Genomic DNA, 12,488 nt, shown 5'->3' on the forward strand with positions numbered 1-12,488 from the left:
ATCCAGGCCCGTTAAGCGCCTTCAGACATTGACCCAGCCGCCGCCCAGCGCTTTATACAAATCAATCTGCGCCAGCAGCAGGTTGTTTTTCACCTGCACGACGCTGGTCTGGACCGAGAACAGCGTGCGCTGCGCGTCCAGCACGTCCAGATAGGAGGAGTAGCCGTTGCGATAGCGATTCTGCGCAATGCGCAGCGTCTCCTGGGCCACATCCTGCTGGGCAAGCAGCTCCGTCAGCTGTTCCTGATAGCGACTTATCGCATCAAGGCTGTTGTTCACTTCGGCAAACGCGTTACGCACGGTTTTTTCATAGGCGTACAGCGCCTGGTTACGCTGGGACTGAGAAATATCCACCTGCGCATTCAGCGCCTGGCGGTTCAGCAGCGGGGCGAGAATACTGCCTCCGACGCTCCAGAGCTGAAGCGGGTTGTCCAGCAGGCCGGAAAGGGTGCGATCCTGAACCGATCCTGTCGCGGTCAGGTTGATCGACGGCAGCAGGCTGCCGCGCGACGCCGCGAGCGAGGCATCCGCCGCCACCAGCTGGCGTTCGGCCTGAACGATATCCGGGCGGCGGTTCAGCAGCGTAGAAGGCAGCTGCGACGGCAGCGTCAGCGGCGTCAGTGCTGCAAAGGTTTCACTGCGCGCCACGTCGCCCGGGTTGCTTCCCAGCAGCAGGCTGAGGGCATTCTCCTGCTGTGCAATCTGGTGCTGCAGCACGGGCACCTGCGCCCGCGTTGAGCGAAGTTCGGAATCCGACTGCATCAGCTCCAGGCGCGAGCTGTAGCCCGTCTCAAACTGACGCTTCGCAAGGTTAAACGCCTCTTCGCGCGATTTCAGCGTGGACTCGGTCACCCGCAGCTGCTCGTCAAGCGAGAGCAGGGTGACATACCCGGATGCCACAGACGAGGCGACGGTCAAATCCGCAGCCGCGGCGGCGGCTTTTTGCGCCGCCAGCGTAGCTTCGGCAGCGCGCGAGGTGCTGCGGTTGACTCCCCAGATATCCACGTCATAGCTTGCCGTCAGGCTCCCTTTGTACACTGTGCCGTAAACCGGCAGCCCGGTCGCAGCGGATTGTGAACGGGCGCGCGTCCCGGTTACGCCCGCGTCGAGGGAGGGAAACAGGCTGCCGTCGGCCGCATAGACCCGCGCCTGATACTCGTTTATCCGTTCGCGGGCGATCAGCACGTCGCTGTTATGCTGTAGCGCCTGATCCACATAGCGGTTCAGGTGGTTGTCATGGAAATTACGCCACCAGAGCTGCTCCGTCGGGCTGGCAGGGCCGGAGACGGTGCGCCACTGGGTGGGGATGTGCAGCGTCGGCTGCGCCGGTTTGACGTCAACGGACTGGCATCCGGCCAGCATGACCGCCACCACCAGCGCGGCTATCGGGCGAAGGATCATTGCTTCGCCTCCCGCGTATCAATGGTTACCTGCACCGACATACCCGGACGCAGCAGCGCGGAATCTTCTGGCTTACCGAGTACCTCAATACGCACCGGAATACGCTGGGCAATTTTGACAAAGTTCCCGGTGGCGTTATCCGGTGTAATCGCGCTGAATTCAACCCCGGTCGCCGGAGAGATGCTCTCCACGCGGCCCTGAAACGCCTTGTTGTTCAGGGCATCAACGGTGAACTTCACCGGCTGGCCGACGCGCAGCTCCGCGAGCTGGGTCTCTTTAATGTTGGCGATGACCCAGTGCTGCGGCGGCACCAGGGTGGTGAGATGGGTTCCGGCGGTCACGTAGGCCCCGAGACGCACGGCGATCTGGCCGAGCTGGCCGTCACGCGGCGCCACAATGCGGGTGTTTTGCAGGTCAATCTGCGTCAGCTCCAGCGCCGCTTTGGCGTTTTCAACATCCGCTTCCAGCGCACCGCGATTGACAATCACCGTCTGCAGATCCTGACGCGACATCTCAAGGGCGGCTTTCGCCTGGTCGATGTCGGCGCTACCCTGAGCGGCACTGGCCAGCGCGGCGTCGCGCTCGCGAATGGAAAGCGAGCCGTCCGCCGTCAGCTCTTTCACCCGTTTTAAATCCGCCTGGCTTTTCAGGCTCTGGGCGCGGGCATTTTTCAGCGCGGCGTCATTTTTGGCGATCGTTGCTTCGGCGCTTTTACGCTGCTGCAGGTTGTTATTCAGGGCGGCAATTTTCATCGCCAGCTGCGCCTCTGCCTGATGCACCCGCTGACGATAGATACGGTCATCGATCTGCATCAGCAGGTCGCCTTTTTTAACCTGCACAAAGTCCTGAACCTTCACCTCGGTGATATAGCCGTTCACCTGCGGGCTGATAAACGTCGTCTGGCCGCGCACGTAGGCGTTATCGGTAAACTGCGCGTGACGGGTGAACGGCGGCAGTTGCCACGCATAAAGGATCACCAGCACGCCGACAATACCGATGGCGGCGGCGGTGAAAACGGAAACAATGCGCACATTTTTGCGGGTGTTGGCCTGCTCTTTGGCGGCATCCTGCTGACTCATAAACTCTCCAGAACTCTTTCAATTATTTGTTGCCGGTGGCGTTCTTCAGCGCCAGACGGGCAGTGATGCGCAGGCGCAGCAAGCGCCATAAAATCCAGACCAGCGTGGCGGCAGCGATGCTCGCCGTCAGCAGATAAGTATCGTTATAAGCCAGAATATTCGCCTCCAGCGCGGTGACCGTTTGCAGCTGCGTTATCGCCTGGGTTCCCAGCAGCGCGCTGTCGCCAATCAGGCTTTTGTACATCTGGGTATAAAGCTGAATTCGCTCGTTGACCAGCGGGTTGAGCGTGGTGAGCTGGTCCGCCAGCAGGCTGGAGTGGTACTTCTCGCGCCAGGTCTGGAAGGTGCCGAGGATCGCGGAGCCCAGCAGGCCACCGAGGTTCTGGCTCATGCCAAACATTACCGAGAAGCTGACCAGGTTACGCGGGTCGGCGATCACTCCGCCAATGGCGGCCAGCATAGCGGGCGCCAGGAAGAAGGCGCTGCCGAAGCCCAGCAGGAACTGGCTTACCATCAGCTGATCCGGACGGGTCAGGTTGTTGGACTGGCTGTCCAGCAGCGAGGCAACAATCATCAGCGCCAGAGAGGTAATGATTGGCCACGCCAGTTTCGTCGGCTTGATGGTGAGACAGCTGGTGACAATCCCGCAGACGATCCCGGCGAAAATGGACCACGCAAGGTGCGTCATCTGCTCGTTCTGTAAGCCTACGTACTGCAGCCAGCCGATGACGCCGGTGTTCTGCTCGGCCAGCACGATACGGATCAGCAGCATAATCAGCCCCAGGCGGACGATGCTGCCGCTCGACAGCCAGCGGGTGTTCAGCAGCGGGTTGCTGCGGTTATGTTCAAAGACGATGGCTGCGACAATCAGCACCAGCGATAGCGCCAGCGACCAGCCGATCCACGGCGCTTCGAACCACCAGTCAAGGCGGCCCAGAGAGAGGACGGCACAGAGCAGGGCCATCCCGGGAGCCAGTAAAAAGAAGGTGATAAAGTCTTTTTTCTCAAAGACCTTGCGCCGGTCGCCCGGCGGTAATTTTAAGGCGATGACGCAGGCCAGGGAGATCAGCGCCAGTCCCAGCTCGAAGAAATAAAGCCCGCGCCACTCGTCCAGCTGCAGCAGCTCGGTTGAAAACAGGCGCGCCAGCGGGATGGCGAGTGATGAACCGGTGATGCCGATGGTCAGCGCCTTCAGGCGGTGCTTCGCAGGCCAGGCCTGGATCTGATAGTAAATCCCCAGCGAGCTGAGCGCGGCGGCCACCATGCCGTGCGCGGCGCGCACCATCAGCGCCGAGCTGAGATCGTTAACGAACAGGTGGAAAAAGGTGACCAGCACGTACAGCACCAGAAAACCTTCCGTAAAGGCGCGCAGGCCATACTGCTGGCGGAATTTAACCAGCAGCAGGTTGATGGACATGTTGGTCATCACATAAACCGCGGGCAGCCAGGCGATTTCGGTTGACCAGGCGCCGAAGGTCCCCTGCAAATTTTGCAGGTTGGCGGTTACCACCGCATTCCCCAGCGCGCCCGTCAGGCAGACCAGCAGGCCCACGACGCCATAGGCAATGCGTTTTGGCGTACTGTGTTCGGGCGTGGAGGGCGAACCCAGCAGGGCGGGTTTCTCATGTGGCTGCCACTCGCGAGGAGCATAAGGGTCGCGTTCGGGCAGGCGCATAACGTCGTTTACCTTAGAAATGATTGAATAATTAGCGGGCTAGCGATTCTACGACTCCCGCAAATGATAATTCAAGTGAATATGATTTACGCATGTTAATCAAATGGTGAAGGGAAATTTAAGGAAAAAGAGCGGCCCGCAGGACGGGCCGGGAAGGGTCAGAGACGTTCGGGCTGCGCCTGGATGAGAGTGGCGCGCTTAACGCGGCTGGCGCAGAAAATCGCGATTAAAGAAATGGTCACCGTGACGGCAAGATACCAGGCCACCGGCACCCAGTCGCCGTCGTATTTTGCCAGCAGGCCGGTGGCAATCAGCGGCGCGGTACCGCCAGCCAGCGCGGCACCCAGCTGATAGCCGAGCGTAATGCCGGTGTAGCGCACGTTTGCGCTAAAGATTTCAGAGCACAGCGTGCCGAGTACCGCCGTGACAGGGGCCCACAACACGCCAAAGGCGATGACCGTCGCGAGCACGATACCCCACGTGGTGCCGGTATTGAGCAGCATAAACCACGGTACGATAAACAGGCCCAGCACGAAGACGCTGATTGCGTACATGCGCTGACGGCCTACCTTATCGGAGAGCAGCCCCATTAGCGGGATCATAATGGTTGCCACCAGGGCTCCCAGCGTCACGGCTTCCAGCGCCTGCGATTTCTGGTACGTCAGCGTGCTGGTGGCATAGCTCACCACGAAGGTCGAGAAAATATAGAACGGCGCGGTTTCAACCACCTTCAGACCGGCGGCAATCAACACTTCACGCCAGTGATGTTTCAGCGTATCGCGCAGCGGGGCCTTCGCTACCTGACCGGACGCTTTCACTTTCTGAAAATCGGGCGTTTCGTCAATATCTTTGCGGATCCACAGGCCGAGCAACACCAGCACCGAGCTCAGCAGGAACGGGATGCGCCAGCCCCAGGAGAGAAAATCCTCCTCGCTGAACAGGGTCATCAGCGACACGATAAAGGTTGCCATCAGCATGCCGATGGTGACGCCCGCCTGCGGAATACTGCCGAAGAAGCCTTTACGTTTTTCTGGCGCGTATTCATAGGCCAGCAGCAGCGCGCCGCCCCATTCACCGCCGATGCCCATCCCCTGAATGATGCGCATCAGGATCAGCAGCGCAGGCGCCCAGAGGCCAATCATCTCATACGTGGGCAGCAGGCCAATCATAACGGTTGCACCTCCCATCAAAGAGAGGGTCAGCACGAGGGTTTTTTTCCGTCCGATGCGGTCGCCGATGTGGGCGAAAAGTACCCCGCCGATGGGGCGAATAAAGAAGGTTAATGAGAAAGAGAGATAAGAGAGGATGAGTCCGATCACCGGATCGACCATCGGGAAAAAGATCTTATTGAAGACCAGCGCGGCCGCCGTACCGTAGAGAAAATAGTCAAACCATTCAATGGCGCTCCCGGTAAGGCTGGCGATTAACACCTTTTTATTTTTACGTAACACCGTCGTCGTACTTTCATGTTCTGTCATGACCTGAAACCCCGCCACGTTGATGATGAGAGAGGTGTCACCTGGCGCGCTTCAGGTGCAACCTGTGATAATAAAAAAGGTTGTGAAATTGTTAAGCAACTTAGGGTTGGATGTTGTCTTTGGCAAGCGCAGGGGGGGTAAAACTGGTCAGATCACGGCGAAATAAGCAGCGTTGGGTGCTTTTTCATGACGCCTGCACAATACAATGTTTTGTAGGGCTGGAAATCAAAAGCATAATAGGCAGGTGCAACCCGATGATTTTTGGATGTTTCTGGTTATTTCAGAAAAATGATAAATTCGGCGCTTCAACAACGTGAGGAGTTCACCATGGTTCAGCCCCATTTTCCCGTTCTGGCGCATGCCACGCTGGCGGCTTTCAATACTGTCGGTGAATGGCTGGCGCAGGACGACCTGAGCGCGACGAGTCCGCTCCCGGAAGTCGATGCGGTGATTCTGGCCGGAAACGCGGTGATCCCCACCATTGACGCGGCCTGCCGTATTGCCGCCCAGAGAGATGTACCGCTTCTGATCAGCGGCGGCATCGGCCATTCGACCCCCTTTTTATATACCGCCATTGGCAATCATCCGCGTTACCACACCGTACCGGTCACAGGGCGGGCCGAAGCGAGCATTCTTGCCGACATTGCGCGGACGTTCTGGCAGATCCCCGAGGCGCAGCTGTGGGTTGAGGATCGCTCCACCAACTGCGGTGAAAACGCGCGTTTTAGCTGGAACATGCTGAAACAGCATCATCGAACGACCGGGCGGGTGCTGGTGGTGCAGGATCCGACGATGCAGCGCCGCACGATGGCGACGTTTGCCCGCGTGTGTCGTGATGAGCCCATTTCGCCGCAGTGGGTCAGCCATCCCGGGTTTACGCCGACGCTGCAAAACGGTAACGAGGGCGTGGAATTCAGCGAGGGCCACACCGGGCTGTGGTCCGTTGACCGTTACCTTTCACTGGTTATGGGGGAGCTGCCGCGCCTGTATGACGACGCCAACGGCTATGGCCCGGCCGGGCGGGATTATATTGCTCACGTTGAATTCCCCGAGGCCGTCATGGCAGCGTGGAAACAGCTGCAGCAGGATCCTGTCCTGAAGGGCGCACGTAAAATAATTTAGGCACGGAACAATCCCCTCGCCCCATTGGGGAGAGGGTGAGGGTGAGGGGGGAAATCACAGCGCCGCAAACTTATCCAGCGTCCGCACCAGCTGCGTCACAAACCCATACTCGTTGTCATACCAGGCAACGGCTTTCACCAGCTGAAGGTCTCCCGCTTCTGACACCTCCGTCTGCGTGGCGTCAAACACCGAACCATAATGCGAGCCAATCACATCTGACGACACGATCTCTTCATCGGTATACCCGAAGGATTTATTGCCCTGAGTGGCCTTTTTCAGCGCGGCGTTGATCTCCTCAACGGTCACTTTCTTGCCCAGAATGGCCACCAGTTCGGTCACGGAGCCCGTTTTAACCGGCACGCGCTGGGCGTGGCCTTTCAGTTTGCCGCTGAGCGCAGGGATCACCAGACCGATGGCTTTGGCGGCGCCGGTGGTGTGCGGAATGATATTCTCTGCCGCCGCCCGGGAGGCGCGAAGATCTTTCCCGCGCGGGCCATCCACCAGCGCCTGGGTACCGGTATAGGCATGAATGGTGGTCATGGTGCCCACCTTAATTTCAAACGCGTCGTTCAGGGCTTTTGCCAGCGGGGCGAGGCAGTTGGTGGTGCAGGAGGCGACGGAAATAATGGTATCACTGGCGTCAATGGTCTCGTCGTTCACGCTGTAGACGATGGTTTTCATGTCCCCCGCGGGCGCAGAGATCAGCACCTTCTTCGCGCCCGCGTCCAGGTGCGCCCGTGATTTCTCTTCAGACGTATAAAAGCCGGTGCACTCCACGACGATATCCACGCCCGCGGCTTTCCACGGAATGTGCTTTGCCTCTTTTTCGGCATACACCGCGATGGTTTTACCGTCAACGATCAGCGCATCCTCGGTGAAATCCACGCTCCACGGGAAGCCACCGTAGTTGGAATCGTGCCTGAGCAGGTAGGCCAGCACTTTGGGAGAGGTGAGGTCGTTGATGGCGACGACGGTATTACTGTCCTGGGTTTCAAGAAGGCGGCGCAGAACAAGACGTCCGATGCGTCCAAATCCGTTAATGCCAATTTTACTCATGGTGTTCTCCTGTAAACGTGTCGATGTGACAGTTTGAACTCATCCAGGCTTAGACCATCACGGGTAGGGCGGCAATTGAAGATGCTTCATGCGGGAGGATGTATTTGAAAAACCATACAGAAAAGTTAATGAATTTTTAAGGAAAGGAGATTATGTTGGCGCGGTAACTGTTTTTAATCGAGAAATCACATGCGCACTAAATATACAAGCCTGCAAATTGGCATCCACTGGCTGGTGTTTCTGTTAATCATCGTCGCCTACTGCGCCATGGAGTTCAGAGGTTTCTTCCCGCGCACCGCGCGCCCGACGATCAACATGATCCACGTCTCATGCGGGATCAGTATCCTGGTGCTGATGGTGACGCGTCTGCTGGTTCGCCTGAAATTCCGTGCACCACCGATTCAACCGAAGCCAAAAGCGATGGTGACGGGGATGTCTCATCTGGGGCATCTGGTGGTGTATCTGCTGTTTATTGCGCTGCCGCTGATTGGCATTGTGATGATGTATAACCGGGGTAGCGACTGGTTTGCTTTTGGCCTGGCGATGCCGCATGCGGCGGAGTCCAATTTTGACCTGGTAGATATGCTGAAAGAGTGGCACGAGACGCTGGCAAATCTGGGCTATTTTGTGATTGGCCTGCACGCCGCGGCGGCGCTGATGCACCACTATTTCTGGAAAGATAATACCCTGCTGCGCATGATGCCGAAAAAGCGTTCGTAGTCTTTAACGCTTGCCGGGTAAGGCATAGCCGCCACCCGGCTTGTTTTTTAACCCAACAGAGCACGCTCTTCAGCCGTTAACGCCAGCGTCTGCGTTGACCCCGTTTCCGACGACGTCACCGCCGCTTCCAGGACAGCCATCACCGCCAATGCCTCAACTGGGTGGACCGGATTGGCGATTTTCCCAAGCAACGCGTCACGCACATTGATGTAATACTGGCGCTGATCGCCTTTCGGGGTAGGGATCGTCTGCGATGCGCCGTCAGCGCCAAAGAACACCATGCTGTCGCTGTCTTCGCCCCAGGCCTCACTGCCGGGGATCACCCCGGAGAGCAGCTGTGCTTCCTGCTGATCGATTCTGGCCTTCACCACGCTGCCCTTGTCCCCGTGGACGGCAAAGCGCGCCGTACCGCCCGCCACCAGCATGCTGGCGTGCAAAATCACCTTATGTTCCGGGTAGTTTAAGACCACGTGCGCCCAGTCGTTGATTTCTGCACCGTCGCGCAGCGTCGCGATATTCCCCTGAACCGACTGCGGCAGGCCAAAGAGCTGCAGCGTCTGGTCGATAAGATGAGGACCCAGGTCAAACCATAAGCCACTTCCGGGGACGTTCTGCTCGCGCCAGCGCACGCGCACTTCCGGGCGGAAGCGGTCAATATGCGACTCCAGATGTTTAATCTTGCCGAGCGTGCCCTGCTCAATAATCTGCTTAATGCCGAGGAAATCGCTGTCCCAGCGGCGGTTGTGGAAGACGGAGAGCAGACGCTGCTTTTCCTCCGCCAGCGCGATCAGGTCGCGGGCTTCCTGCATGTCGAGGGTGAAAGGCTTATCCACCACGACATGCTTGCCAGCGTTCAGAGCCAGCGTCGCCAGCGGGGCGTGCGTGGCGTTGGGGGAGGCAATCACCACCAGGTCAACATCAGGATGCTGAATAGCCTCTTCAGGGGTGGCGACCACCTCTACATCCGGCAGATCGCGTTTAACCTTCTCTTCATCACGAGAAGAGACCACGGCCAGCTTAAGCCCGTCCACAGACTGGATTAACGGGGCATGGAAGGTTTTGCCCACAAATCCATACCCGATCAGCGCAATGTTAATTGTTCGAACTGTACTCATGAACTTCTCCACGTTAATTCGCGCACACCGTGACCTGCAATGCGCCAGGGTCCCCAAGCTCAGGCCAGGGACGATCTAAAAAGAGTTGTTGAATGTTGGATAACCCGGAAACCAGATACGGCTCGCAGCGGTTGACCTTCAGGTGGTCGGCAACAATCCAGTGCGCATGGCTTACGTCAAGCATCGCGCGCTTAACCTCGGCATCCGCTTCTTTACCAGCGCTCAAACCGAGTTCGGCATGAATGGCGCACGCCCCGAGGATGGCGATATCTGCCCGATAACGGGACAGCAACGACAACGTGGCGCTTCCGGCAAACAGGCGCTGCTGGTGGTCCCATTTCCCCCCGAGCAGGATCAGTTCAACGTCTTCCCGGTCGCTAAAATGCTGGGCGATATCCAGCGACGTGGTTATGACGGTGAGCGGCCCGCGAAGAAAGGAGGCGACAGCCATTACCGTGCTGCCCGCATCCAGAAACAGGGTAGAACCCGCAGGGACCTGCAGGGCGACCTGTTTTCCGAGGCGCTGTTTGGTTTCCGGCAGCAGCGTATTGCGGCCCTGACGGTTCATGGCGGAGAGATTCAGCGCGATGGCTCCGCCGTGGTTCTTCTGCGCCAGACCCTGGTTCTCCAGGTCGGTCAGATCCCGACGGATGGTATCGGCTGAAACCTGCAGCTTTTCTGCCAGCTCGGTGATGCTGGCCTGGCCTTGCTCGCTCAGGATATCCAGAACGTGGCGTTGTCGTGCGGTTTTGTGCATCGGTCTGCGTTCCTGCAAAATGTCGCAATAGTTTGCATAATACAGCATTTTAACGCAGAGAAAAGGGCAACGTCGTTTTGATGTCGTGGAGAGGCGTGATGATTCAGATGCGTGATTATTAAAATTTTATTAAACAGGTATAAGCAAGCCGTTTTGAATGTTAATCATAATGTTATTGTTATGTTTTATTTAACGATTTGGGTTATGTAACCACTGTATTCCTATTGTATGGGTTTTTATTCTGAAAAATATTGTTAGTGTGGCTTTTGATTGCTTTAATTAGTTTGTTAATGGCATTAAATTCTAATTTGTCTGGTTTAGCTACTTAAATTGACACTTCTTTGAAAATCTTTGTGTCTGACCCGCCCGGAAATTAACGCAAAAATGTGCAGGTGACGAATTAAGAATTTTCCTTAAATAACAGTCGGTTTATATGTTTCATCTGAAAGGTCATTTTAAGAGTTTTGTCCAGAAACCCCATCTTTTTTCTTAATTGTAACACCACATTAACATTGGGGGTGTAGTGGCTTATAACGCATTTTGTTATGCTGCTAACCACTTTAGGAAATAAGTAAATTCTTAATTTAAATAAGACGCAGGCAGATCTCATCTCCAGAGGAAATGGGTATGGGGAGTTTTACCTAAAATTCGGCAAGGATGCGAAATAAGATATTTGTCTAATTATCTATACCTCTTTTTGGGTAATTGCTTCAGTGTCACTCAGAGTCAGGGAGATAAAAATGACGATATTGCGAAAGCCTATGTTACGTCGATTTACAGCAGCACTGGCATTCATTTCATTAGCCATAAATACGGCGTACGCCAATAGTAGTCAGGTGGGTATTGCCCCGGTTGCCACGACAACCTTAAAAGAAAGTATTCTTTTTGCTATCGATCGCGATCCGTCGATTAGTCAGCAGGCCGCGCAACTCGGTATTGGTCAGGCGCAAATAGATGAAGCGCGCAGCGGCTGGATGCCGCAAATATCGCTGAACGGCAGCACGGGCCATAGCCAGACCACCGATTCCAGCGGGTCGCTGAAGAATTCAGCCGCGTGGGGGCTGAGCCTGACGCAGCTGATATATGACTTTGGCAAGACCAATAACAGCATCAGCCAGTCTTCCGCCCAGCGCGATAGCTACCGCTACCAGCTGATGAGCACGCTCTCTGACGTGGCGGAAAAAACGGCGCTGAGCTATGTCGAGGTCAAACGCTATGCCGATCTGCTGCAGGCGGCAAAGGAGAACGTTCAGGCGCTAAAAAATGTTGAGCAGCTGGCAAAGCTGCGCGCCGACGCGGGCGTGAGCTCGACCTCCGATGAGCTCCAGACCCGCACGCGTATTGCCGGCATGGAGGCGACGGTCGCGCAGTATCACGCCGCCTTAAACAGCGCCCGCGCAAGGCTCGCGGTATTAACCGGAATGCAGGCCGATAACTTTTCGCCTGTACCCGCAAATCTCGCGGTTGAGCCTGATTCTCTCAACCGCATTGATTATTCGCTGATACCGGCGGTTATGGCCGCGCAAAACATGGAGCGCTCAGCCCAGTATGGCGTGGAAACGGCGAAGTCCCAGCACTGGCCGACCCTAAGCCTGAAGGGCGGACGTACCCGTTACGAGTCGGACAACCGTTCGTACTGGGACGACCAGATCCAGCTCAACATTGACGCACCGCTTTATCAGGGCGGCGCGGTCTCTGCACGCGTGCGGCAGGCTGAAGGGGCACGGGCGATGGCCTCCTCTCAGGTCGATCAGGCGCGTTTCGATGTCCTGCAAAAAGCCTCCGTCGCGCAGGCGGACTGGACCGGTGCACGGGGAAGAATGGAGGCCGGGAAACAGCAGCTGGAAAATGCCCTGCGCGCCCGTGATGTCTATAAAAATGAGTACACCCTGAGCAAGCGGAGCATTAACGATCTGCTCAGCGTTGAGCAGGATGTCTGGCAGGCCACCTCGGCGAAAATAATCGCTGAGTATGATGGCTGGAGTTCGGCAATTAATTATGCTTCCGCGGTTGATAATTTAATGCCGCTTATTGGAATAGAGAAAAACGCTGCCGCAAAACTACCCGATTTGAGTTAAAAAAAGA

Annotated in this window: 10 protein-coding genes; 3 read left to right on the top strand and 7 right to left on the bottom strand. The window is 56.8% G+C overall.

What is annotated here, in order from left to right; all coding sequences use genetic code 11:
- Nucleotides 1-21 precede the first annotated feature (21 nt).
- The 4 genes from FHC52_RS16205 to FHC52_RS16220 form a co-directional block, all read right to left on the bottom strand.
- A complete protein-coding gene (locus FHC52_RS16205; RefSeq protein WP_126288843.1) occupies nt 22-1,401 on the bottom strand; it encodes an efflux transporter outer membrane subunit in 1,380 nt (459 codons plus the stop codon).
- Nucleotides 1,398-2,480, bottom strand: coding sequence for an HlyD family secretion protein (locus tag FHC52_RS16210; protein ID WP_126288846.1), 1,083 nt, complete (start codon nt 2,478-2,480; stop codon nt 1,398-1,400). Before FHC52_RS16210 ends, FHC52_RS16205 begins: the two co-directional genes overlap by 4 nt.
- Before the next feature lie 22 nt (nt 2,481-2,502).
- Complete coding sequence (locus FHC52_RS16215) at nt 2,503-4,155, bottom strand: MFS transporter (RefSeq protein WP_126288848.1); 1,653 nt, start codon at nt 4,153-4,155, stop codon at nt 2,503-2,505.
- Between the two features lie 158 nt (nt 4,156-4,313).
- Nucleotides 4,314-5,633, bottom strand: coding sequence for an MFS transporter (locus FHC52_RS16220; protein ID WP_039266918.1), 1,320 nt, complete (start codon nt 5,631-5,633; stop codon nt 4,314-4,316).
- 327 nt (nt 5,634-5,960) lie between these two features.
- Between FHC52_RS16220 and FHC52_RS16225 the strand changes: the two genes are divergently transcribed.
- Entirely contained in the window at nt 5,961-6,755 is a 795-nt protein-coding gene (locus FHC52_RS16225) for a YdcF family protein (protein WP_126288852.1), read from the top strand.
- Between the two features lie 54 nt (nt 6,756-6,809).
- Here the strand turns inward: FHC52_RS16225 and gap are convergent, their stop codons facing one another.
- On the bottom strand, nt 6,810-7,811 hold the full coding sequence (gene gap, locus FHC52_RS16230) for a type I glyceraldehyde-3-phosphate dehydrogenase (RefSeq protein ID WP_023327422.1): 1,002 nt from the start codon (nt 7,809-7,811) through the stop codon (nt 6,810-6,812).
- 189 nt (nt 7,812-8,000) lie between these two features.
- On the opposite strand from gap, the gene cybB reads away from it, so the two are divergent.
- Complete coding sequence (cybB, locus tag FHC52_RS16235) at nt 8,001-8,531, top strand: cytochrome b561 (protein ID WP_021242559.1); 531 nt, start codon at nt 8,001-8,003, stop codon at nt 8,529-8,531.
- A gap of 47 nt (nt 8,532-8,578) precedes the next feature.
- On the opposite strand, the gene FHC52_RS16240 is transcribed toward cybB, so the two are convergent.
- Complete coding sequence (locus FHC52_RS16240; RefSeq protein ID WP_063435495.1) at nt 8,579-9,646, bottom strand: oxidoreductase; 1,068 nt, start codon at nt 9,644-9,646, stop codon at nt 8,579-8,581.
- Between the two features lie 13 nt (nt 9,647-9,659).
- Nucleotides 9,660-10,403, bottom strand: coding sequence for a DeoR/GlpR family DNA-binding transcription regulator (locus FHC52_RS16245; protein ID WP_126288854.1), 744 nt, complete (start codon nt 10,401-10,403; stop codon nt 9,660-9,662).
- 740 nt (nt 10,404-11,143) lie between these two features.
- On the opposite strand from FHC52_RS16245, the gene FHC52_RS16250 reads away from it, so the two are divergent.
- Complete coding sequence (locus tag FHC52_RS16250; protein ID WP_126288856.1) at nt 11,144-12,481, top strand: TolC family outer membrane protein; 1,338 nt, start codon at nt 11,144-11,146, stop codon at nt 12,479-12,481.
- Nucleotides 12,482-12,488: the final 7 nt, after the last annotated feature.

The sequence above is a fragment of the Enterobacter sp. EC_64 genome (genome assembly GCF_019584165.1).
GTDB classification, from domain to species: Bacteria; Pseudomonadota; Gammaproteobacteria; order Enterobacterales; family Enterobacteriaceae; genus Enterobacter; species Enterobacter roggenkampii.